Genomic DNA, 22,140 nt, shown 5'->3' with positions numbered 1-22,140 from the left:
CTGGGAAACAGGGCCGGGCGCTTGCCGGGCATTCCAAATGCACACGATTCGCATTCGGCGATTCTTCACCCGTTCTTCCCAGCGGTCACCCTAACGTCAGGGACATTTCCCACGTCACCTTCCAAGGAGACCTAAGGCCATGTCCAAAGCCAAGCCATTCGTCAGCGATATCGAGAACATTCGTAAGCGCGCCCGCGAGCACATCGACAAGGGGGCGATTACCTCGGGGTATCGCGCGGATCGCGAAACGGTGATCAAACTGCTCAATGAAGCGCTGGCCACCGAGATCGTCTGCGTGCTCCGTTACAAGTATCACTACTACATGGCGCCGGGCATCCACTCGCAGAGCGTCAAGGCCGAATTCCTCGAACATGCCAACGAAGAACAGGTGCATGCCGACCGCATCGCGGAGCGCATCACCCAGCTCGACGGCACCCCGAATTTCAACCCGGAAGGCCTGCTTTCACGCAGTCATGCCGATTACGTCGAAGGCGTGGACCTGATCGACATGATCAAGGAAGACCTCGTTGCCGAGCGCATCGCCATCGACAGCTACCGCGACATCGTGAACTACATCGGCGACGATGATCCGACCACGCGCCGCATCATGGAAGACATCCTCGCGCAGGAAGAAGAGCACGCCGAAGACATGGCGACCTTGCTGGAGAATCTCGGCAAGAAGGGTGAGCCGGCGGCACCCTCGAAGCATTGAGGGGTAAGCTAGGGGCGAACGTTCGCTCTGACGAAGGATGACCATGAACGCGACCGCCGCCCCCGCGCCTGCCCCGAAACGCAGGCGCCGATCCTTGAGCCTCGTGATCGCACTGCCGATCGCGCTTCTCATCCTGCTGGTGCTGTTCTTCATGTGGTGGTGGGACAAGGAACCGGAGCAGTTCGATCCGGTCGCCGTGACCGCCGCACACATGAAGGACCTCGGCCGTCCCGTGAGCACGGGTGCCGTCACCACCTACACGTTGATCCGCTCCGTCGACACCCTGATGGACAAGCGCGGCGGCTACCTGAGCAACGACCGGCTGCCGCCCGGGGCGTTCATGGACAACATCCCCAACTGGGAATTCGGCTCGCTCACCGCCTCGCGCGACCTCGTACGGGCCCTGCGCAACGACTTCAGCCGTTCGCAGACCCAGTCCACGGAGGACAAGGCGCTCGGCGAGGCCGACCCCCTGCTCAACAGCCCCAACGATCGCTGGCTGTTTCCCAGCACGGAATCCCAGTACCGCAAGGCCACGAACGACCTGGAAGACTACCTGGGCCGCCTGAGTGACTCGGAGGATGGCAACGCCCACTTCTACGCCCGCGCCGACAACCTGGCCGACTACCTACAGACGGTCTCGACCCGCCTGGGCTCGCTGTCCCAGCGACTGTCGGCCAGCGTGGGCCAGCTCAAGGTCGACGCGGCGCCCAACGCCGACGTGGGCGCCAATGCGGCGCCGGCCAAGGCCGTCTACGAGAAGACGCCCTGGAACAAGATCGACGACAACTTCTACGAAGCCCGGGGTTACACCTGGGCCCTTCTGGAACAGTTGAAAGCCTTCCGCCACGACTTCGGGCCCATCCTGAAGTCCAAGAACGCCGATGCCAGCCTCCAGCAGGTGATCCGCGAGCTGGAGGAATCGCAGAAGGCGCTGGGTAGCCCGGTGGTTCTCAACGGCTCGCCATTCGGCTTCTTCGCCAACCATTCGCTGGTGATGGCCAACTACATCTCGCGAGCCAACGCCGCGATCATCGACCTGCGGGCCCTGCTGGGTCGGGGCTGAGCCACAAAAAAAGCCCGCTGACGCGGGCTTTTTCGTCTCTCTGTAGGAGCGCGCCTGCGCGCGACCGGTTTTCGCGATAAACCTGTGGTCGCGCGCAAGGCGCGCTCCTACAGGGGCTTCGAATGCGACCGGACCCGGCCGCACACAAAGCGTGCCCCTGGTCGTCTTACTTCGAAGCCTGGTAACGCGCGATGCCGGCGGTGATCTCGGCCTTGGCCTCGTCGGCGCCGACCCAGCCATCCACCTTGACCCACTTGCCCTTCTCGAGATCCTTGTAGTGCTCGAAGAAGTGGCCGATGCGCTCCAGCCAGTGGCCGGACACCTGGGCGATATCGTTGATGTGGGCGTAGCCGCCGAAGATCTTGCCGTGGGGCACGACCACCAGCTTTTCGTCAGCACCCGCTTCGTCGGTCATCTTGAGCATGCCGACCGGATGGCAGCGGATGACCGAGCCCGGGACCAGCGGCAGGGGCAGGATCACCAGGGCGTCAAGCGGATCGCCGTCGCCACCCAGGGTGCCCGGCACATAGCCGTAGTTGCAGGGGTAGCGCATCGGGGTGGAGAGGATGCGGTCGACGAAGATCGCGCCGCTTTCCTTGTCCACTTCGTACTTGACGGGCTCGGCGTCCTTCGGAATTTCGATGATGACGTTGATGTCGTCCGGCACATGCTTGCCGGCGGGAACGAGGTGCAGGCCCATGGTATTCCTTGCTTATTCAGGGGTTAGATCCGCCCCATAGAATAAGCCCTGCACCCCCCAGGGTCCAAATGCCCCCCGTAGGAGCGCGCCTCGCGCGCGACCGGCACCGGCCGCACGCAAGGCCCACCCTCACCTCATTTCAGGTGTTCCCAAAGATAGGTATACGACAGCGCGTTCATGAACGCCGACTGCTTGTTGTCCGCCGCCGCCCCATGGCCACCTTCGATGTTCTCGTAGAAGCTGGCATCGAAGCCCATGGCCTGCATCCGGGCCGCCATCTTGCGGGCGTGCACCGGGCCCACGCGGTCGTCGCGGGTGGAGGTGGTGAACAGCACGGCCGGGTAGTGGGTGCCCTTGTGCAGGTTGTGGTACGGCGAGAAGGTCTGGATGTATTTCCATTCCTCCGGGTTGTCCGGGTTGCCGTACTCGGCCATCCACGAGGCACCGGCGGACATGTGCGGGTAGCGCTTCATGTCGAGCAGGGCCACCTGGCTGACCACGGCACCGTACAGCTGCGGGTACTTGGTGAGCATGTTGCCCGCCAGCAGGCCGCCGTTGCTGCCGCCCATCATGCCCATGTGCTTCGGGCTGGTGATCTTGCGGTCGATCAGGTCCTGCGACACGGCCGCGAAGTCTTCATAGGCACGCGGACGGTTGGCCTTCTGGGCGGCCTGGTGCCAGCGCGGACCGTATTCGCCGCCGCCACGGATATTGGCGATGACGTAGACACCGCCCTTTTCCAGCCAGGCACGGCCGACGCCGGCCGAGTAGGCGGGCTGCAACGAGATTTCGAAACCGCCGTAGCCGTAGACCAGGGTGGGGTTGTTACCGTCGGTCTTCAGCGACTTCGGCGCGATTTCGAAGTAGGGCACCTTGGTGCCGTCCTTCGAGGTGGCGAAGTGCTGGCTCACGTTGAACTTCGACGCATCGAAGAAGGCCGGGCTGTGCTTGAGTTCCTGCGCGCCGCCATTCTTGCCGACGGTGCCGAAGTACAGCGTGGTGGGCTGGAGGAAGCCCGTGACGATCATGAAGTAATCGTCGCTGTCGTCGGCATCCACGCCCGAGGCCTGCACGGTGCTGAGGGCCGGGGCGCCCCCGAGCGTTTCGCTCTTCCACGGGCCGCTGGCGGCGGGCGTGAGCACCTGGAGCTGGCTCACCACGTCACGCATCGTGTTGACGATGAGGTGGTTGCGCGTCCACGAATAGCTGGCCAGCGAGCTATGCGCATCCGGCGCGAACAGCACGGTGATCTCTCGCTTGCCGGCCATGAAATCGTCGAACTTCGTCGCCAGCAGCGAGCCGGAGGGGTAGGTCTTGCCGCCCACGGTCCAGTCGGTGCGTGGTTCGATCAGTAGCCATTCGCGCTCGACGTCGGTCTCGGCGTCGTTGGGCACGTCGATCTTGGTGAGCTTGCCGTCCTTGCCGCGCAGGTAGGTTTCGGAGTTGTAGAACGCCAGCGCGCGATGCACGAAGTCGCGCTCGAAGCCTGGGGTGCGGTCGCGGAAGGCCGAGATGGACATGTCGGTCTTCTGGCCTTCGTACACCGTGGTGGCGGACGACAGCGGCGTGCCGCGCTTCCATTCCTTCACGATGCGCGGGTAGCTGGAATCGGTCATGGAGCCCGGGCCGAAATCGGTGGCCACGTAGATGTGGTCCTGGTCGATCCAGGCGATCTGGCTCTTGGCCTCGGGCAGGGTGAAGCCATCCTTGATGAAGGACTTGGTGGTGAGGTCGAACTCGCGGACCACGTCGGCATCGGCACCGCCGCGCGAGAGCGACAGCAGGCAGCGACGGTAGTCGGGCTTAAGGCACTGGGCACCATGCCACACCCAGTTTTCCTTCTCGGCGGCGTTCAGCGCATCGAGATCGATCACCGTTTCCCAGTTGGGCTTGTCCTTGCGGTACTCGGCCAGCGAGGTACGGCGCCAGATGCCCTTGGGGTGTTCCTTGTCGCGCCAGAAGTTGTAGTAGCTGTCACCGATGCGCGAGACCATGGGGATCTTGGCGTCGGAGTCGAGCACTTCGAGCAGGCGGGCGTCGAGGGATTTGAAATCCTGGCCTTCGGCGTACTTCGCCACGGTGCGGGCGTTTTCCGACTTGACCCATTCGAGCGGCTTGGCACCGTCGATGTCGTCGAGCCAGAGGTTTTCGTCGTCGCCGGCAGCGGCCTGGGCGGCGGCAGGGGCGGTCTTCGGAGTGTCGTGTGCCTGGGTCATGCCACTGAAGGTAAGGGCGATGGCCAGCGCAATCCAGCGTCGTTGCATGGGTCGAGGATTCCTGGTCGGTAAAAGACGTGATCCTTGACCTTAACGCAGGGGGAGCCGGGGGTACCCCATGACTTTTGCCCTATCCGGGGCATTTGCGCCGGCGCGCTCGGGGCGTTGTGGGGCTTCTGGGTCGCGCGCAGGCGCGCTCCTACAAGAGCCGGTGGACTGCAATGGCTCTTGTAGGAGCGCGCCTCGCGCGCGACCGGAATCACGAAGATGCCCAGGCGGGCGCCCAACTCACAACAACGGAATCAACAACAACGCCACGATATTGATGATCTTGATCAACGGATTCACCGCCGGCCCGGCGGTGTCCTTGTACGGATCACCTACCGTATCGCCCGTGACGGCCGCCTTGTGGGCATCGGAACCCTTGCCACCGAAGTGCCCGTCCTCGATGTACTTCTTGGCGTTGTCCCACGCCCCGCCACCGGTAGTCATGGAAATGGCCACGAACAATCCGGTGACGATGGTGCCGATCAACACGCCGCCCAGCGCCTGCGCACCGGCCTCAGGCCCACCCAGCCACTTGAACCCGAAGATCACCACCACTGGCACCAGCACCGGCAGTAGCGACGGCACCAGCATCTCGCGAATGGCCGAACGGGTGAGCATGTCCACGGCGCGGGAATAATCCGGCCGCGTGGTGCCCTCCATGATCCCGGCGATCTCGCGGAACTGCCTGCGCACTTCCTCCACCACCGCGCCGGCGGCACGACCCACCGCCTCCATCGCCATCGCGGCGAACAGGTAGGGAATGAGTCCGCCGATCAACAAACCGATGATCACGTAATGGTTGGAGAGATCGAAACGCACCTCCGCTCCGCCGAAATGCAGGCCGAGGTTATGCGTGTAGTCGGCAAACAGCACCAGTGCGGCAAGACCGGCCGAGCCGATCGCATAACCCTTGGTCACCGCCTTGGTCGTGTTGCCCACGGCATCCAGCGGGTCGGTGACACCACGCACCTCGGCCGGAAGCTCGGCCATCTCGGCGATGCCGCCCGCGTTGTCGGTGATGGGGCCATAGGCATCCAGCGCCACCACCATGCCCGTCATGCTCAGCATGGCCGTGGCGGCGATGGCGATGCCGTAGAGACCAGCCAGCGCATATGCCCCCCAGATGGCTGCACAGACCGCCAGCACCGGCAATGCAGTGGACTTCATCGACACGCCCAGCCCCGCGATGATGTTCGTCGCATGCCCGGTAGTGGACGACTGCGCCACATGGCGCACGGGCCGGTATTCCGTGGCCGTGTAGTACTCGGTGATGACCACCATCGCTCCGGTGAGCACCAGTCCGATGATCGCGCAGCCGAAGATGCGCCCGGCACCGTAGGCGGAATCGGCCATCAGCGACTGCGTGATCGGCCAGAAAGCGATGGCCGCCAGCAGGGCGGATACGAACACGCCGGCATACAGCGCATTCATGATCTTGCCGCCGCGGGTCTTCACGAAGAAGGTGCCGATCACCGAGGCCACGATGGATGCGCCACCCAGCACCAGCGGATAAAGCACCCCGGAAGGCCCGGTCTCGGTGGCCATCACGCCGCCGAGCAGCATGGTGGCGATAAGGGTGACGGCGTAGGTTTCGAACAGGTCGGCGGCCATGCCGGCGCAGTCACCGACGTTGTCACCCACGTTGTCCGCGATCACCGCCGGATTGCGCGGATCGTCCTCGGGAATGCCGGCCTCCACCTTGCCCACGAGATCGGCGCCCACGTCCGCACCCTTGGTGAAGATGCCGCCGCCGAGGCGGGCAAAGATCGAGATCAGCGACGACCCGAAGGCCAGGCCGATCAGCGCATGCAGGGCATGACTGCGTTCGTAGCCCAGGTGCATCAGCACGCCGTAGTAACCGGCCACGCCCAGCAGGCCCAGGCCCACCACGAGCATGCCGGTGACGGCACCGCCACGGAAGGCCACCGCCAGGGCAGAAGAAAGGCCGCTTCTGGCGGCCTCGGCAGTACGCACGTTGGCACGAACCGAAACGTTCATGCCGATGTAGCCGGCCGCTCCCGAGAGCAGCGCCCCCAGCGCGAAGCCGATGGCGATTCCCCAGTCGAGGAAGATGCCGATGAGAAGGAAAAGCACGATGCCGACGACACCGATGGTGGCGTACTGGCGGTTGAGGTAGGCGCGGGCGCCTTCCTGGATCGCCGCGGCGATCTCCTGCATCCGTTCGTTGCCGGGCGATCGGGCCAGTACCCAACTGACCGAAAATGCACCGTACAGAATCGCAACGACCGCACATGCCAGCGCGATCCATAAACCGTACTGTTGCAGCATCGAAGCCTCCCCGAATTGTAGGAGCCCGGAAGGGCCCGGTCCGAGTATAGGCACCGGAGGCTTGCGAAGCTGTTGTGCGCTGCACCGTTACATGGGCGATCAGCGCGTGGCCATGTCCAGGATGATGCCGGTGGCGATGGCCACGAGCAGGAAGTCGTTGTTATCGCGCACCCAGTGGTAGCCACGCGGCGGCGGACGCAGGCGGTAATAGCCGTAATCGCGGATCACCGTGTGCGAGCCGTAGTAGCGATGACCGCGTTCCCAGTGGCCGTAATAGCGTGGCGGCGGAGGCGGGCGGTTGTAGTACGCCGGCTGGTAGTAGTGACCATGCCCGTAATAGCGCGGCGGGGGCGGCGGCAGCGGACGATGACCATGCCAGCCACGGTCGCGATCGCCCCGCCAGCCACGATCCCCGTGCCAGCCGCGATCATTGTGCCCACGACCGCCATCGTGGCGATGGTCGTAGCGGCCGCGATCATGATCGTGGTGATCCGGATCGGCGAACGCGGCCGGGGCCGCAAGCAGGGCCAGTCCGGCGAGGGCGCTGAGCAGGAAGGTTTTCATCGCAGGTCTCCTTGGGGCGGTCACCTGCCGCACTCCTTGCGGCCGACCGACGACCCGGATGCTAGGAACCTGCGCCTGAACGCAAGGTCTTACGGCATCACGGGTCGTTCACCTGCGCGACAGCGAATTCAGGCGATGGAGCCGGGCCGGAACTCAAGGGAAATCCGCTCCGGGCGGCCGGGCAGGCGCAGCGCCGTCTGCCGTTCCGGGGCGCGTGCCAGCACCTGGCCCCCACGGACGACCAGCAGGCGGGCGGCGCGCAGGCGGATGGCCTCATAGGCATCGCCGGCCTGCAACAGCACCAGGTCGGCCCGCTGGCCTTCGGCGATGCCATACCCTTCCAGGCCCAGCACACGGGCCGGATTGCGGGTGACGGCATCGAAACACTGCGCGACGCCCTGCGTGGAGGTCATCTGCGCGACGTGCAGGCCCATGTGGGCTACCTCCAGCATGTCGCCGGAACCCATGCCGTACCAGGGGTCCATCGCGCAGTCGTGGCCGAAGGCAACGTTTACGCCCGCCGCCAGCAGTTCGGGCACGCGGGTCATGCCGCGGCGTTTCGGGTAGCTGTCGTGGCGGCCCTGCAAGGTGATGTTGATGAGCGGATTGGCGATGGCATGCACGCCGGCCTCGGCGATCAACGGCAGCAGTTTGGAGACGTAGTAGTTGTCCATCGAATGCATGGACGTCAGGTGCGAGCCGGTCACCCGCCCCTGCAAGCCGATGCGGCGGGTTTCCGCGGCCAGGGTTTCGATATGGCGCGACAGTGGGTCGTCGGATTCATCGCAGTGCATGTCCACGCGCAGGCCGCGTTCGGCGGCCAGTTCACACAGCCAGCGGATGGATTCGGCGCCGTCGGCCATGGTGCGTTCGAAGTGCGGAATACCGCCCACGACATCCACGCCCATGTCCAGCGCACGTACGAGGTTGGCCTTGGCATTCGCCGAGCGCAGCAGGCCGTCCTGTGGAAAGGCCACCAGTTCCAGGTGCAGGTAGGGCGCGACGCGGCGCTTTACTTCAAGCAGGGCCTCGACGGCGAGCAGGCGGTCGTCGCAGATATCCACATGGCTGCGGATGGCCAGCAGGCCCTGGGCCACGGCCATGTCGCAGTAGGCCATGGCGCGCTCGATGAGAGCGTCGATGGTGAGGTGTGGCTTCAGTTCGCCCCACAGGGCGATGCCTTCGAGCAGCGTGCCCGAGGCGTTGAGGCGGGGCAGGCCCAGCGACAGCGTGGCGTCCATGTGGAAATGGGCGTCGACGAAGGGAGGCGTGACCAGCCGGCCCTTCGCGTCGATTTCCTCCACGCCGTTCGCTTCCAGCGCGGGCCCGATGGCGGCGAAGCGCCCGTCGCGAATGCCGATATCAATGTCGCGGCGCCCGTCGGGCAAGGTGGCGTGGCGGATGATCAGGTCCATGGGAAGCTCCGGCTAACGATCCCCCATTGTAGGAGCGCGCCTTGCGCGCGACAGGGTTTCGCGGAAATCCCGAATATCCGCGCCAATCCGGTGGCGCGCGAGGCGCGCTCCTGCATGTTCACGCCGTGGCGGCGCGGATACGGCACCATATATTCACCCATGAACCTCTCCGACAAGCTCGCCATCCTGGCCGACGCCGCGAAATACGATGCCTCGTGCTCGTCCAGCGGCGGCAAGGGCCGTAACTCGCTCGGTACGGGAGGGACCGGCTCGACCGAAGGCATGGGCATCTGCCACGCGTACGCACCGGACGGGCGCTGCATCTCCCTGCTGAAGATCCTGCTCACCAATTTCTGCGTCTACGACTGCGCCTACTGCGTGAACCGGCGCAGCAGCAACGTGCGCCGTGCCCGTTTCACGCCGGAAGAAGTGGTCAATCTCACGCTGGAGTTCTACCGGCGTAACTACATAGAAGGCCTGTTCCTGTCCTCGGGCATCATCCGCTCGCCGGACTACACGATGGAGCAGCTGGTGCATGTGGCGCGCTCGTTGCGTACCGAGCATCGCTTCGGTGGCTACATCCACCTGAAGACCATTCCGGACGCCTCGCCCGAGCTGATCGATGCAGCTGGCCGCTGGGCCGACCGTCTCAGCATCAACGTGGAGATGCCGACCGAAGGTGGCCTGAAATCGCTGGCGCCGGAAAAGGATCTGCGCGACATCCGACGCTCCATGGGCCGCCTGCGGCTTGCCATCGACGAGGCGAAGGCCGAAGCGAAGGCGCCACGGTTTGCGCCGGCCGGGCAGAGCACGCAGATGATCGTGGGCGCCGACAGCGCCAATGATCGCGAGGTGCTGGTGACCAGCAGCAACCTCTACAACAACTACCAGTTGCGCCGTGTTTACTACTCGGCCTTCAGCCCCATCCCCGATGCATCGAAGATCCTCCCCCTGAAACCGCCGCCGCTGGTGCGCGAGCACAGGCTCTACCAGGCCGACTGGCTGATGCGTTTCTACGGCTTCGGCGCCGACGAGATTGCCCCGGCGGGGAACGACGGCATGCTGCCGCTGGATATCGACCCGAAGCTGGCCTGGGCATTGCGTCATCGCGAGCAGTTCCCGGTGGACGTCAACCGGTCCCCTCGCGACATGCTGCTGCGCGTGCCCGGGCTGGGTGTGAAAACGGTGGACAAGCTCATCGCCATGCGCATGCACAAGCGCATTCGCTACGACGACCTGATCCGGCTGCGCGTGCCTGTAAAAAAGGTGGCGCCCTTCGTGCAGACGCTGGATCACCGCCCTCGTGGCGACCACGAAAGCCAGGTTCTGCGTCGCGACCTGCGCGAACCCGCGCAGCCCGACCTGTTTGGCTGATGTACGGCGTCGTTCTTGACGATGCGTCCGACTTCGACGAGTGGCGGACCAAGGCACGGGCCCTGCTGCTTGCCGGGGTAGATCCTCGTGACGTGGCCTGGCAAGGGGAGGGATTGTTCGGAGGCGTTGCCTTGCCTTCGCCACGCGATATTGCCCTGCCTGCGGTACCGCGTACCTTCCTCGACCTGGCGGCCGTCGTGCTCACGCATAGCGACGAGCGCCGGCACGCAGTGCTCTACCGCATGCTGTGGCGGCTGACCCATGGCGAGAAAGGCTTGTTGAGCATCGCCACCGATGACGATGTGATCTGGGCGCACACCTGCGCCAGGCAGGTCAACCGCGATGCGCACAAGATGAAGGCCTTCGTTCGCTTCCGTGAGGTGACGACGGAGGATGGCAGCGTCTACGTGGCCTGGTTCGAGCCGGCGCATGACATCGTGCGTTGCGTGGCGCCGTTCTTCGTGCGCCGGTTCACGGGCATGCGCTGGTCCTTGCTCACGCCGTCACGCACCGCCCACTGGGACGGCGCGACGCTTTCCTTCGGGCCGGGTGCGAGTCGCGAGGATGCCCCGACGGATGATGCGCTGGAAGATCTGTGGCGCACCTATTACGCGAGCATTTTCAATCCGGCCCGGCTGAAGGTGGATGCGATGCGTCGCGAGATGCCGGTGAAATACTGGAAGAACCTGCCGGAGGCGCGGCTTATTCCCGAACTGGTGCGCGATGCGTTGCCCAGGATGCAGGCGATGGTGGAGAAACAGGCCACGGTGCCCCGGAAGAAAATCACCCCCTTGCAGAAGGCGGCGGACGACGCGCCCGAAGGCAGCCTCGCGGCATTGCGCCGTCAGGCGCAGGATTGTCGTGCCTGCGATCTGTGGAAACCCGCCACGCAGACGGTGTTTGGCGAGGGCCCGGCGCATGCGCGCGTCGTGGTGATCGGCGAGCAGCCAGGCGACCAGGAGGATCTGGCCGGCAAGCCTTTCGTGGGGCCGGCGGGGCAGCTGTTCGACCGGGCGCTGGGGGAGGCGGGTGTACCGCGCGACAAGCTCTATGTCACCAACACGGTGAAGCATTTCAAGTTCGAACCGCGCGGAAAGATGCGCCTGCACAAGCGGGCCAACGCGGAAGAACAGGCCGCCTGCCGGCGCTGGCTGGCGGCGGAGATCGACCGTATCCGGCCCGGGGCGCTGGTGTGCCTGGGCGCCATGGCTGCACACGCGGTGTTCGGAGCATCGTTCAAGCTGATGGAGCAGCGCGGCCAGTGGATCGGGCTGCCCGATGGCCGCAAGGCCATGGCAACGATGCACCCCTCCTACCTGCTGCGCCTGCCCGACCCAGCCGCACGCGAACGCGCCTACGCCGACCTTGTCCGCGATCTAAGCCTGATCACCCCAGAACTCGTGTAGGAGCGCGCCTCGCGCGCGACCGGGTCTGCGACACAGCCGATCATCGGCAGACCGGGCAGCATGTCGCATACCCGGTCGCGCGCGAGGCGCGCTCCTACAGGGCTGAGGGTGTGTCTTGTGTTGTGGTTGGGTCGGTCGCGCGCGAGGCGCGCTCCTACGGGGCGGGTTTGAATTTCTTGAGTTTTTTGGGCACGGATGCGTTTTTCAGCACCACGTATTCCGGCAGGCCATCGGCGCCATACGGTGGCGGCACTTCGCCCTGGATCAGTGGCGCGAGGTAGCGCCGGGCCGCGCTGGTGATGCCGAAGCCGTCCTTCGAGATGAAGCTCTTCGGCATCTTCTTCTCATGGTTGGCGATCTTGTCCAGCGGTGCGGCTTCGATCTTCCACTTATAAGGCTCGTCGGATACACGCACGATCACCGGCATCACGGCGTTGAGGCCTTCGGCGGCGTACTCCACGGCCTTCTTGCCCACCGCGTAGGCCTGCTCCACGTCCACCTTGGACGCGATATGACGCGCGGAGCGTTGCAGGTAGTCCGGCAGCGCCCAGTGATACTTGTAGCCCAGCTTCTCGCGCACCAGCGCCGCCAGCACCGGTGCGGCGCCACCCAGCTGCGCATGCCCGAAGGCATCGCGGGCACCCGACTCGGCGAGGAATCGTCCCTCGTTGTCCTTCACCCCCTCGGACACCACCACGGTGCAGTAGCCCACCTTCTCGACGGTGGCCTGCACCTTCGCCAGGAACGCCTCGGGGTCGAACACGTTCTCGGGGAAGAGGATCACGTGCGGCGCATCGCCGGGCTTGTTGCCTGCAAGCCCGGCGGCTGCCGCGATCCAGCCGGCGTGGCGGCCCATGACCTCGATGATGAACACCTTGGTGGAGGTATCGGCCATGGAGGCCACGTCGAGGCTGGCCTCGCGCACGGCAATGGCCGTGTACTTGGCGACCGAGCCGAAGCCGGGGCAGGTGTCGGTGACCACCAGGTCGTTGTCGATGGTCTTCGGCACGCCGATGCAGTTCACCTCGTAGCCCAGCGCCTGGCCGATCTTCGAGACCTTGTTGGCCGTGTCGGCCGAGTCGTTGCCGCCGTTGTATAGAAAGGTGCGGATGTCGTGCGCGCGGAACACCTCGATGAGACGTTCGTATTCGGCACGATTCTCTTCCAGCGACTTCAGCTTGTAGCGACAGGAGCCGAATGCGCCGCCGGGCGTATGCCGCAGGGCCGCGATGTTGGCCTTGGCTTCCTTGCTGGTGTCGATCAGCTCCTCGCGCAGCGCGCCGAGGATGCCGTTGCGGGCGGCGTACACCACGATGCCCTTGTCCCGGGCCGTTTCGATGACGCCCGCCGCGGTGGCGTTGATGACGGCGGAGACACCGCCCGACTGGGCGTAGAGGAGTTTGCCGGAGGCCATGCGTCGCATCCTTTTCGGGTCGTAAGCCCCGAGGGTACCGCGAGCGGGGCACGTGCGGCGTCCTGCCACGTCTGTGTAACAGCCGTTTGACGCGGCGCGTCACCACCCGTTACCTTGGAACCCATTTTCTCGTGGCCGGCGGCGGGGTTATCCCGGACGTGCGGCGAAATCGGAGCATCAATGCGACTCGTCCTCTTCGGCGCCCCCGGCTCGGGCAAGGGTACCCAGGCGGTCTTCCTCAAGGAGGCCCTGGGCATTCCGCACATTTCCACCGGCGATCTCCTGCGCGCCGAGATCAAGGCGGAATCCGAGCTCGGCAAGAAAGCCAAGTCCCTCATGGACGCCGGCCAGCTGCTCCCGGACGACATCATGCTCGGCATCATCCGCCATCGCCTTAGCCAGCCGGATGCCAAGCCCGGCTTCATCCTCGACGGCTACCCGCGCAACCTGGCGCAGGCCGATGCCCTCGACGTGGTGCTGAAGGAAATCGGCCAGCCGCTCGACGTGGTGATCAAGCTCGACGTGCCCAACGAAGCCATCATCGCTCGCTGCGTGGTGCGCTTCGAGAAGGAAGGCCGCCCGGACGACAACCCGGAAACGGTCAAGAAGCGCCTGGGCATCTACGCCGACCAGACCGCCCCCGTGGCCGAGTTCTATGCCAAGCGCGGCAAGCTCAAGGTCATCGACGGCGTGGGCGACCTCGCGGACGTCACCGCCCGCATCCAGGCGGCCCTCCACGAGGCCAAGGCCGTGAGCGCCTGATCCTTACCGGCCCGCCTTCATGGCGGGCCTTTCGCGACGGCCCTCGCCGTCGCGCCTTGCGATGAAACACGGCATGCGCGTCCATATCCTCGGCATCTGCGGCACCTTCATGGGCGGCGTCGCCGCGCTCGCACGCGAACTGGGCCTCCAGGTGGACGGCTCCGACGCCAACGTCTACCCGCCGATGAGCACCCAGCTCGAACAGCTGGGCATCTCGCTCATGCAGGGTTATCGCCCGGAACACCTGCAGCCCGCACCCGATCTCGTGGTGGTGGGCAATGCGATGGTCCGCGGCAATCCGGCGGTGGAATACATGCTCGACGAAGGCATGAAGTACATCTCCGGCCCGCAGTGGCTGGGTGAGACGCTGCTTGGCGGTCGCGAGGTGCTGGCCGTGGCAGGCACGCATGGCAAGACCACCACCACCAGCCTGCTGGCGCATCTGCTGGAGTCGGCCGGCCAGTCGCCGGGTTTCCTCATCGGCGGCGTGCCGGGCAATTTCGACGTCTCGGCGCGCCGCGGCGAGGGCAAGTCCTTTGTGATCGAGGCCGATGAATATGACTCGGCCTTCTTCGACAAGCGCTCGAAGTTCGTCCATTACCGGCCGCGCATCGCCATCCTCAACAACCTGGAATACGACCACGCGGACATCTTCCCCGACGTGGCCGCCATCCAGCGCCAGTTCCATCACCTGGTACGCACCGTGCCGGGCAATGGCCGGCTGATCGTCAACGCCGAAGACACCTATCTGGCCGACGTGCTCGCCATGGGTGCGTGGACGCCGGTGGAAACCTTTGGCATCGGTCGTGGCGACTGGCAGGCGGAACCGCTCGCCGCCGATGGCTCGCATTTCCGCGTGTCGAAGCAGGGCGACGTACTGGGTGAGATCCGCTGGGCCTCGCTGGGCCGGCATAACGTCATGAACGCGCTGGCGGCGCTGGCTGCCGCGGCTGCGACGGGCGTAGACCCAGTCGCCCTGCTGCCGGCATTCGCCAGCTTCAGCAGCGTGCGTCGTCGCATGGAAGTGATCGGTACGGCAAAGGGCGTCACGGTGTATGACGACTTCGCGCACCATCCCACGGCCATCGCCACCACGCTCGCCGGGCTTCGCGCGAAAGTCGGCAACGCACGCATCATCGTGGCGCTGGAACCTCGCTCGAATTCCATGCGCCTGGGCGCGCATGCCGATGCGCTGGCGCCATCGCTTGCGGATGCAGATCGCGTGGTGTTCCTGCATCGTCCCGAACTGTCGTGGGATGCGGGCAAGGTGACCGGCGCGCTGGACGGCCGCGGCAGTACGGTGCCCGATGTCGATGCGCTGATCGCCGCACTGGCCGCAACGGCAGGCGAGGGCGACCACGTGGTGTTCATGTCCAACGGCGGCTTCGAAGGGGCGCCCCGGCGCTTCTTTGCCGCGCTCAACGCAGGTTAGACTTCCGGGCATGGCCGCGACCACGCCCACACACGACCTGCCGCTGTTCCCGCTGGCGAACGTCCTCTTTCCGGACGGTCATCTCCAGTTGCGCATCTTCGAACCGCGCTATCTCGACCTTGTGCGCGAATGCGCCCGCACCGGCCGCGAGTTCGGCGTGTGCATGATTCTCGAAGGCCGCGAAGCAGGGCAGCCCGCGGTTCCGGCTGCCGTGGGCACGCTTGCGAGCATCACCGATTTCCACACGCGCGAGGACGGCCTGCTGGGCATCGTTGCGCAGGGTGGTCAGCGCTTTCGTGTGTCGCGCACGCGGGTGCGCGGTGATGGCCAGGTGCGCGGGGATGTCACCCTCTGGCAGCCGGAGGACACCCTGCCGGTGCCGGCCGAATTCGGCCTGCTGGCCACCATCCTCGAACGCCTGGCCGAGCAGATGATGCCGCCGTGGCGACACGACGTGGCCGGCCGTGCGGACGATGCCAGCTGGGTCGGCTTCCGCCTGTGCGAACTGCTGCCGCTGGACGCCGACGAGTGCCAGCACATGCTCGAACTGGACGACCCCATCCAGCGCCTGGCGGAACTGCGCGACATCCTCCCCCGCTTCCAGCGCGGCTGAGCCACGTGGGCTAGCTCGTTTGGCGTATGGCCGCTTTCGGCAGGCCGTTATAACGTCGATCCCCGTCGCCGTGGCCTTTCGAGGCGCATGGCGCGTGGGGCTTGCCGGCCTTGCAGGGGTGTCGGCGGCGGGACAGGGAGCACCCGCAAGGGCCGGCAGCAGGCCACGGGCACGGGGTGAGGAACAGTCATGTCGCACGAGGAATCGTCGGGCCATCGCGCCATATGGGGCGAGAGCCAGGCTATCGGGACGCTTCTGCACAACCTGCGCAAGTTCGCTCCCGTGGAGCTTCCGTTGCTGATCACGGGGGAGACGGGCACGGGCAAGGAGGTGGCGGCGCGCACCCTCCATCAACTGTCGCCACGCCAGGACCGGCCCTTCGCGGCGATCAACTGCGGGGCATTGCCCGCCAACCTGGTGCAGTCCGAACTGTTCGGTCATGAGCGCGGCTCGTTCACCGGGGCGACCTCGCGACGCATCGGGCATTTCGAATCCGCCGACGGGGGTACGGTCTTTCTCGACGAGATCGGTGACCTGCCGCTGGATGCCCAGACCAACCTGCTGCGCGTGCTGCAGGAAGGCACCATCGAGCGCATCGGCAGCTGCCGGTCGATCCGCGTGGACGTGCGCGTGCTGGCCGCCACCCACGTAGACCTCGAAAAAGCGGTGGCGCAGGGGCGCTTCCGCGAGGATCTTTTCTACCGCCTCAACGTCCTGCGGCTGCGCATGCCGCCGCTACGGGAGCGCGGCAGCGACGTAGACCTGCTGGCACAGCATTTTCTGGATACCTTCCGCGAAAGCTACGGTACGCGGGCACGTACCTTCAGCGCGGCCGCCCGCCGCGCGATGAGCACCTTCGGCTGGCCGGGCAACGTGCGCGAACTCATGAACCGGGTGCAGCGTGCCGCCGTGATCGCCGACGATGCGCTGATCACGCCCGACGACCTCGAACTCAACGCCGATGCGCCCGGCACCGATCGCGACAGCCTGGGCGGTGCACGCACACTGGCCGAACGCGAGGCCATCGTGGACTGCCTGCGGGCCAGTGCCTTCAACATCAGCGAATGCGCCCGCCGGCTCCGGGTTTCCCGGGTCACCGTCTACCGGCTTTGCAAGAAACACCAGCTCGTGCTCGACGAACTGCGCTGAGGGAACGGGGCCGGTGAAAAAACTCCCGGTTCACAGCGGAACCGGGAGTCCCATTCGCCGCCGGACTTGGCAGGGTCGTCGGACGTCGAACTCCGCGGGCTTCACAGGGCCACGGTGACGGAAGGAGCAAACGCCGTGCCATCCGGGGCGAAGGCTGATTCGCAAGGACTTTTCAGGCCATTTCCCAGCGCAGGCATGCCAGGGCTGTAGCGGGTGAGAATCAGCGCGTTGCACGAGCGCTACACAGGCCGTTGTTCCGGCCGCCCACCCCTTATACGATGTGGATTCCACGCGAGCGCCCCCACGGACCCGGTCCGACTGCCACTCGCGAGGGAAGGATCGATGTCGGACCGCAGAGCGTACCGTGCGATTCCATCCGTCCCTGCTTGGGTCCCGGCGCTGCGGCCGGGTCCCGGAGTTGTTGCAATGTCGTCGCATCCTGTCGAACCCTCCGAGCTCATCGGCCTGGGCAAGCGTTACTGGCTTTCCGTCTACCGTCCCCGCGACGTCATCCTCGATCACGGCAAGGGCGCCCGTGTGTGGGATAGCGAGGGCCGCGACTATGTCGATTTTGGTGCCGGTATCGCGGTCAACGCGCTGGGTCACCAGGACCCTGACCTCGTCGAGGCACTGGTCACCCAGGCACACAAGCTCTGGCACGCCAGCAACGTCTTCTATTCCGAACCGCCGCTGCGCCTGGCCGAAGAGCTGGTGGAGCACGCGCCGTTCGCCGAGCGTGTCTTCCTGTGCAACTCCGGTACGGAGGCCAACGAAGCCGCCATCAAGCTCGTCCGCAAGTGGGCTGCCGGCCAGGGCCGTGCGCCCGAGAACCGCGTGATCGTCACCTTCAAGGGCTCGTTCCACGGCCGCACGCTGGCATCGGTGACCGCGACGGCCCAGCCGAAATACCAGGAAGGCTATGAGCCGCTTCCAGGGGGCTTCCGCTACGCACCGTTCAACGACGTGGCGGCACTGGAAGAAGCCTTCGCCCAGGGTGGCGTCGCCGCCGTGATGCTGGAGCCGGTGCAGGGCGAGGGCGGCGTGATGCCGGCCGATCCGGGCTTCCTGAAGAAGGTGCGCGAACTGTGCGACGCCCACGATGCCCTCATGGTGCTGGACGAGATCCAGTGCGGCATGGGCCGTACGGGCACGCTGTTCGCCCACACGCACGACCACGTCACCCCCGACATCGTCACCCTGGCCAAGGCGCTGGGTGCCGGCTTCCCCATCGGCGCCATGCTGGTGGGCCCGAAGGTGGCCGACGTGATGCAGTTCGGCGCGCATGGCACCACCTTCGGCGGCAACCCGATGGCGGCGGCCGTGGCCCGCGTGGCGCTGCGGAAGATCGCCTCGCCGGAAGTGCTGCTCAACGTGGAGCGCCAGGCCAACGACATCCGCAAGGGCCTGGACAAGCTCAACCACGAATTCCACCTGTTCTCGGAAGTGCGTGGTCGCGGCCTCATGCTGGGCGCGGTGCTCGATGCGGCTCATCAAGGCCGTGCTGGCGAAATCCTCGACATCGCCGCCGCCCACGGCCTGCTCATCCTCCAGGCCGGCCCCGACGTGCTGCGCATCGTGCCGCCACTGACCATCACCGACGAAGAAGTGGCCGAAGGGCTGCACCGCCTGCACGCCACGCTCGCCGAATTCGCGGCGAAACAGGCAAAAGTAGCGTAATAAAAAGCCCGGCCATGGCCGGGCTTTCCTGTAGGAGCGCGCCCCGCGCGCGACCGGTTTCAGCGACACCCCACACCTGTAGGAGCGCGCCTCGCGCGCGACCGGTTTTTCGCGATATCGATCCTGTCAGAGCGTGCTTTGCGCACGACCGATGGTTGCGACACCCCCGGTCGCGCGCAAGCACGCTCCTACAGGGCGGCGAACACCGTGTCCGCCGCGGCGATGGTCTCCTCCAGCACCGCATCCGAATGCGCACTGGACACAAACCCCGCCTCGAACGCCGACGGCGCGAGATACATCCCGCGCTCCAGCATCCCATGGAAGAACCGGTTGAACGCCTCGACGTCGGCTGCCGTGGCCTGCGCATAGCTCTCCACCGTTTCACTGGTAAAGAACAACCCGAACATCGCACCCACACGATTCACGCTGAAGGCCACGCCATGCTTCTTCGCAGCAGCGGCCATACCGTCGGTAAGCCGTACGGTCCGCTCGGCCAGATCGGCGTGGAACCCCGGCGCCTGAATCAGCTCCAGCATGGCAAGACCCGCAGCCATGGCCACCGGATTACCCGACAGCGTACCCGCCTGGTAGATCGGGCCCGCCGGCGCCACCTGCTCCATGAGGTCGCGACGACCGCCATAGGCACCCACCGGCATGCCGCCACCGATGATCTTGCCGAAGCAGGTGAGGTCGGGGGTAATGCCGTAGTGGGCCTGCGCGCCACCCAGGGCCACGCGGAAGCCGGTCATCACCTCGTCGAAGATCAGCAGCACGCCATGCTCGCTGCACAGCTCGCGCAATGCCTGGAGATAGCCCGGCTTCGGCGGGATGCAGTTCATGTTGCCGGCGACCGGCTCGATGATGAGGCCGGCGATGTCCTTGCCTTCCTGGGCAAAGAGCAGGCGGGCGGCGTCGATATCGTTATAAGGCAGGGTGAGCGTGAGGTCGGCGGAAGCCTTGGGCACGCCAGGCGACGTCGGCACGCCGAAAGTGAGCGCACCGGACCCGGCCTTTACCAGGAAGCTGTCGCCATGGCCGTGGTAGCAGCCTTCGAATTTCACGATCTTCGTGCGGCCCGTGGCGCCGCGGGCGAGGCGGATGGCCGACATCGTGGCCTCCGTGCCCGAATTGACCATGCGCACCATCTCCACCGAGGGCACCAGCTTTACGATGGTCTCGGCCATCGTCACTTCGGCGGGGCAGGGCGTGCCGAACGACAGGCCGTTGCGCACGGCACGCTCCACGGCTTCGCGCACGGCAGGATGGTTGTGGCCGACGATCATCGGACCCCACGAGCCCACGTAGTCGATGTACCGCTTGCCCTCCACGTCCCACAGATAAGCGCCATCGGCGCGCTCGGTAAAGAACGGCTCGCCGCCGACCGACTTGAAGGCGCGCACGGGCGAATTCACGCCGCCAGGCAGCAGCTGGCGGGCGCGGGCGAAGAGTTCGTGGTTCGTGGTCATCGGGTGGTTCCGGTGAAGAGGTCGGCGAAACGACGCGTGGCAGACTGGATGTCCGCAGCGGCGAAGATGGCGGAGACGACGGCGAGGTAGTCCGCGCCGGCGTCGATCACGACCTTCGCATTGTCCGGGGTGAGGCCGCCGATCGCCACGACGGGAAGGCCCAGCGCCTTGACCTGCGTCAATACGTCATGCGGCGCCACAGGGGCATGCGGCTTGGTGGGCGAGGGATACATGGCACCGAAGGCGAGGTAGTCGGCCCCCTTGCCGGCCAGTTCGCGAGCCCGCTCCAGCGAGCCGTAGCAGGACACACCGATGATGGCATCGGGGCCCAGGATCTCGCGAGCCTGCGCGATCGACATGTCTTCCCGGCCCAGGTGGACTCCGCCACCGGTGAGCTTCGCCAGCTCGACGTCGTCATTGACGATGAAAGGCACCTCATAGCGCGCACAGATCCGCGACAGCTCGTCGGCCTCGGCACGTCGTCTTTCGGCGTTTCCGCTCTTGTCCCGATACTGGAGAAGGCGGGCGCCACCAGCGAGGGCGGCCTCCATGGCGGCGAAGAGGTCCGGGCGGGGACCATCGGTGATGGCGTACACGCCCTTGCCGTGCAGGCGGGATCGGAGGAGGGTGGACATGGCGATTCTCTTGTATTCGGGCGGGCGTCGCGCTGGCGCCGCCGCGCCGGGGGGTGACAGAATGTGGGACTTCCTTGTCAGACCACAGTACGCAAAGCCATGAGCCAGAGCACCGAAACCACCCTTCGCAAATGGATGTGCGTCGTTTGCGGCTTCATCTATGACGAAGCACTGGGTCTCCCGGAGGAAGACATCGCCCCGGGGACACGCTGGGAGGATATCCCGGATACCTGGACCTGCCCGGACTGCGGTGTGACCAAGGACGACTTCGAAATGGTCGAAATGGACTGACGCGCCTTCAGGCACGTCACCGATAGCATCAGGGGATGGGGCGGACATCGTTTTGCCCCATTCCGCCAGCCGCAAGGCAGAAAAACCTGCTTCCATGATCCCCAGGGCCGCGCAATGCGAGCCGTACCGTGGAGGAAGCAGCCATGCAGCAATTCATTCCTTTCGACGACCAGTGGGACGAGCTTGCCCGGATCGACCCGGCCGCCCTCGTCCCGTATCACGTGGGCGTGCCCTGCGAGCACGCCCTGGCGGACGATTACTGCACCTTGCCCCAGTCGCCGTCGACCTTGAGCGCATCGCCAAGCTTCAGCCCCAGCTTGCCGGCCACGCCGCCGTTCAGTTCCAGGACGTAGCGGGCGCTACGGTCGCCGCTGGGATAGATGGCGCATGGGTCGGCCTTGCACGGCTGGGCGTTCAGCTGCATCGCCACGAGCTTGAGATCCTTGTCGAAGTAGAGGATGTCCAGCGGCACCAGGGTGTTCTTCATCCAGAAGGAGCGCGGCTCGTCGTCGGCGAAGACGAACAGCATGCTGTGATCGGCGGGAATCGACGTGCGATTCATGAAGCCCATGGCGCGGGAATCATCGGTCGTGGCGAATTCGGCGGAGAATCGCTTGCCGTGCAGGACCACCGCTGGCTCGGTCGCCGCGTGGGCGGCGCCCACCGACAGAAGAAACATCGCGGCGGGAAGGAACCGTTTGATCATCGCCATACCTTATTAGTGTGGAAGAGAAGTGCGGAGTGTACTCCCCAACTTTTTTTCAAAAATGTGTCTGCACCCCCTTCACAGAACGAAATGTTCTCGCTAAGTGATTGATCTTTGACAGTATGCGCAGGTGAATTGTGTGGACGCCTTGCGATGGATTGACGATGTCAACCAAATGCAAGTGTCCCACTAGAAAGAAGTCAGC

General features: G+C 65.5%; 18 protein-coding genes and 1 pseudogene. 10 read left to right on the top strand and 9 right to left on the bottom strand.

All coding sequences use genetic code 11. The features are described 5' to 3' along the window. The first annotated feature begins 139 nt into the window (after nucleotides 1-139). Complete coding sequence (locus HBF25_RS19860; RefSeq protein ID WP_166951877.1) at nucleotides 140-712, top strand: ferritin-like domain-containing protein; 573 nt, start codon at nucleotides 140-142, stop codon at nucleotides 710-712. A 37-nt stretch (nucleotides 713-749) separates the two neighbouring features. Further along, nucleotides 750-1,778: a DUF2333 family protein gene (locus HBF25_RS19855; protein WP_425483512.1), complete on the top strand. Its 1,029-nt coding sequence runs from the start codon at nucleotides 750-752 to the stop codon at nucleotides 1,776-1,778. Between the two features lie 166 nt (nucleotides 1,779-1,944). On the opposite strand, the gene ppa is transcribed toward HBF25_RS19855, so the two are convergent. From ppa to HBF25_RS19830, 5 genes are all read right to left on the bottom strand, one after another. Then, a complete protein-coding gene (gene ppa / locus HBF25_RS19850) occupies nucleotides 1,945-2,478 on the bottom strand; it encodes an inorganic diphosphatase (RefSeq protein ID WP_166951872.1) in 534 nt (177 codons plus the stop codon). Nucleotides 2,479-2,612: 134 nt separating this feature from the next. After that, nucleotides 2,613-4,694 carry a prolyl oligopeptidase family serine peptidase gene (locus tag HBF25_RS19845; protein ID WP_425483513.1) on the bottom strand — a complete coding sequence of 694 codons (2,082 nt, stop codon included), beginning with the start codon at nucleotides 4,692-4,694 and terminating at the stop codon, nucleotides 2,613-2,615. Nucleotides 4,695-4,982: 288 nt separating this feature from the next. Next, on the bottom strand, nucleotides 4,983-7,031 hold the full coding sequence (locus HBF25_RS19840) for a sodium-translocating pyrophosphatase (protein ID WP_166951867.1): 2,049 nt from the start codon (nucleotides 7,029-7,031) through the stop codon (nucleotides 4,983-4,985). 99 nt (nucleotides 7,032-7,130) lie between these two features. Further along, nucleotides 7,131-7,595: an RcnB family protein gene (locus tag HBF25_RS19835; protein WP_166951864.1), complete on the bottom strand. Its 465-nt coding sequence runs from the start codon at nucleotides 7,593-7,595 to the stop codon at nucleotides 7,131-7,133. Nucleotides 7,596-7,723: 128 nt separating this feature from the next. Continuing rightward, nucleotides 7,724-9,010 (bottom strand): amidohydrolase family protein, encoded by a 1,287-nt coding sequence (locus HBF25_RS19830; protein WP_166951861.1) that lies wholly within the window; start codon nucleotides 9,008-9,010, stop codon nucleotides 7,724-7,726. 159 nt (nucleotides 9,011-9,169) lie between these two features. On the opposite strand from HBF25_RS19830, the gene HBF25_RS19825 reads away from it, so the two are divergent. Further along, complete coding sequence (locus tag HBF25_RS19825) at nucleotides 9,170-10,384, top strand: putative DNA modification/repair radical SAM protein (RefSeq protein WP_166951858.1); 1,215 nt, start codon at nucleotides 9,170-9,172, stop codon at nucleotides 10,382-10,384. Next, on the top strand, nucleotides 10,384-11,790 hold the full coding sequence (locus tag HBF25_RS19820; RefSeq protein WP_166951855.1) for a UdgX family uracil-DNA binding protein: 1,407 nt from the start codon (nucleotides 10,384-10,386) through the stop codon (nucleotides 11,788-11,790). The genes HBF25_RS19825 and HBF25_RS19820 overlap by 1 nt, the downstream gene beginning before the upstream one ends. Before the next feature lie 154 nt (nucleotides 11,791-11,944). Here the strand turns inward: HBF25_RS19820 and HBF25_RS19815 are convergent, their stop codons facing one another. Beyond that, nucleotides 11,945-13,204 carry a 6-phosphofructokinase gene (locus HBF25_RS19815; protein WP_166951817.1) on the bottom strand — a complete coding sequence of 420 codons (1,260 nt, stop codon included), beginning with the start codon at nucleotides 13,202-13,204 and terminating at the stop codon, nucleotides 11,945-11,947. Between the two features lie 180 nt (nucleotides 13,205-13,384). On the opposite strand from HBF25_RS19815, the gene HBF25_RS19810 reads away from it, so the two are divergent. The 5 genes and pseudogenes from HBF25_RS19810 to HBF25_RS19790 all read left to right on the top strand — a co-directional run bounded on the left by HBF25_RS19810 (nucleotide 13,385) and on the right by HBF25_RS19790 (nucleotide 18,837). Beyond that, nucleotides 13,385-13,966: an adenylate kinase gene (locus HBF25_RS19810; RefSeq protein WP_166951814.1), complete on the top strand. Its 582-nt coding sequence runs from the start codon at nucleotides 13,385-13,387 to the stop codon at nucleotides 13,964-13,966. Between the two features lie 73 nt (nucleotides 13,967-14,039). Further along, on the top strand, nucleotides 14,040-15,398 hold the full coding sequence (gene mpl / locus HBF25_RS19805) for a UDP-N-acetylmuramate:L-alanyl-gamma-D-glutamyl-meso-diaminopimelate ligase (protein ID WP_166951811.1): 1,359 nt from the start codon (nucleotides 14,040-14,042) through the stop codon (nucleotides 15,396-15,398). A gap of 10 nt (nucleotides 15,399-15,408) precedes the next feature. Beyond that, on the top strand, nucleotides 15,409-16,011 hold the full coding sequence (locus HBF25_RS19800; protein ID WP_166951808.1) for an LON peptidase substrate-binding domain-containing protein: 603 nt from the start codon (nucleotides 15,409-15,411) through the stop codon (nucleotides 16,009-16,011). Nucleotides 16,012-16,221: 210 nt separating this feature from the next. Next, a pseudogene (locus HBF25_RS19795) lies at nucleotides 16,222-17,160 on the top strand (sigma-54 interaction domain-containing protein); the annotation flags it as partial. A 426-nt stretch (nucleotides 17,161-17,586) separates the two neighbouring features. Then, entirely contained in the window at nucleotides 17,587-18,837 is a 1,251-nt protein-coding gene (locus HBF25_RS19790) for an acetylornithine/succinylornithine family transaminase (protein ID WP_166951802.1), read from the top strand. A 188-nt stretch (nucleotides 18,838-19,025) separates the two neighbouring features. Here HBF25_RS19790 and hemL read toward each other — a convergent pair whose 3' ends face one another. Both hemL and thiE read right to left on the bottom strand, forming a co-directional pair. Beyond that, nucleotides 19,026-20,303: a glutamate-1-semialdehyde 2,1-aminomutase gene (gene hemL / locus HBF25_RS19785; protein ID WP_166951799.1), complete on the bottom strand. Its 1,278-nt coding sequence runs from the start codon at nucleotides 20,301-20,303 to the stop codon at nucleotides 19,026-19,028. Then, on the bottom strand, nucleotides 20,300-20,938 hold the full coding sequence (thiE, locus tag HBF25_RS19780; RefSeq protein ID WP_166951796.1) for a thiamine phosphate synthase: 639 nt from the start codon (nucleotides 20,936-20,938) through the stop codon (nucleotides 20,300-20,302). The genes hemL and thiE overlap by 4 nt, the downstream gene beginning before the upstream one ends. 99 nt (nucleotides 20,939-21,037) lie before the next feature. Here thiE and HBF25_RS19775 point away from each other — a divergent pair, with 99 nt between their 5' ends. Further along, entirely contained in the window at nucleotides 21,038-21,229 is a 192-nt protein-coding gene (locus HBF25_RS19775) for a rubredoxin (RefSeq protein ID WP_166951793.1), read from the top strand. Between the two features lie 256 nt (nucleotides 21,230-21,485). Here the strand turns inward: HBF25_RS19775 and HBF25_RS19770 are convergent, their stop codons facing one another. Then, entirely contained in the window at nucleotides 21,486-21,935 is a 450-nt protein-coding gene (locus HBF25_RS19770; protein ID WP_243853330.1) for a DUF192 domain-containing protein, read from the bottom strand. Nucleotides 21,936-22,140 lie beyond the last annotated feature (205 nt).

This window comes from Luteibacter anthropi (genome assembly GCF_011759365.1).
Classification (GTDB): Bacteria; Pseudomonadota; Gammaproteobacteria; order Xanthomonadales; family Rhodanobacteraceae; genus Luteibacter; species Luteibacter anthropi.
This window is presented reverse-complemented; position numbering and strand designations above follow the sequence as displayed.

Excerpts from the sequence above, each read along its gene's own strand:
- HBF25_RS19860 (WP_166951877.1), top strand. The coding sequence starts at position 140 with ATGTCCAAAGCCAAGCCATTCGTCAGCGATATCGAGAACATTCGTAAG.
- HBF25_RS19855 (WP_425483512.1), top strand. The coding sequence starts at position 750 with ATGACCATGAACGCGACCGCCGCCCCCGCGCCTGCCCCGAAACGCAGG.
- ppa (WP_166951872.1), bottom strand. The coding sequence starts at position 2,478 with ATGGGCCTGCACCTCGTTCCCGCCGGCAAGCATGTGCCGGACGACATC.
- HBF25_RS19845 (WP_425483513.1), bottom strand. The coding sequence starts at position 4,694 with ATGACCCAGGCACACGACACTCCGAAGACCGCCCCTGCCGCCGCCCAG.
- HBF25_RS19840 (WP_166951867.1), bottom strand. The coding sequence starts at position 7,031 with ATGCTGCAACAGTACGGTTTATGGATCGCGCTGGCATGTGCGGTCGTT.
- HBF25_RS19835 (WP_166951864.1), bottom strand. The coding sequence starts at position 7,595 with ATGAAAACCTTCCTGCTCAGCGCCCTCGCCGGACTGGCCCTGCTTGCG.
- HBF25_RS19830 (WP_166951861.1), bottom strand. The coding sequence starts at position 9,010 with ATGGACCTGATCATCCGCCACGCCACCTTGCCCGACGGGCGCCGCGAC.
- HBF25_RS19825 (WP_166951858.1), top strand. The coding sequence starts at position 9,170 with ATGAACCTCTCCGACAAGCTCGCCATCCTGGCCGACGCCGCGAAATAC.
- HBF25_RS19820 (WP_166951855.1), top strand. The coding sequence starts at position 10,384 with ATGTACGGCGTCGTTCTTGACGATGCGTCCGACTTCGACGAGTGGCGG.
- HBF25_RS19815 (WP_166951817.1), bottom strand. The coding sequence starts at position 13,204 with ATGGCCTCCGGCAAACTCCTCTACGCCCAGTCGGGCGGTGTCTCCGCC.
- HBF25_RS19810 (WP_166951814.1), top strand. The coding sequence starts at position 13,385 with ATGCGACTCGTCCTCTTCGGCGCCCCCGGCTCGGGCAAGGGTACCCAG.
- mpl (WP_166951811.1), top strand. The coding sequence starts at position 14,040 with ATGCGCGTCCATATCCTCGGCATCTGCGGCACCTTCATGGGCGGCGTC.
- HBF25_RS19800 (WP_166951808.1), top strand. The coding sequence starts at position 15,409 with ATGGCCGCGACCACGCCCACACACGACCTGCCGCTGTTCCCGCTGGCG.
- HBF25_RS19790 (WP_166951802.1), top strand. The coding sequence starts at position 17,587 with ATGTCGTCGCATCCTGTCGAACCCTCCGAGCTCATCGGCCTGGGCAAG.
- hemL (WP_166951799.1), bottom strand. The coding sequence starts at position 20,303 with ATGACCACGAACCACGAACTCTTCGCCCGCGCCCGCCAGCTGCTGCCT.
- thiE (WP_166951796.1), bottom strand. The coding sequence starts at position 20,938 with ATGTCCACCCTCCTCCGATCCCGCCTGCACGGCAAGGGCGTGTACGCC.
- HBF25_RS19775 (WP_166951793.1), top strand. The coding sequence starts at position 21,038 with ATGAGCCAGAGCACCGAAACCACCCTTCGCAAATGGATGTGCGTCGTT.
- HBF25_RS19770 (WP_243853330.1), bottom strand. The coding sequence starts at position 21,935 with ATGATCAAACGGTTCCTTCCCGCCGCGATGTTTCTTCTGTCGGTGGGC.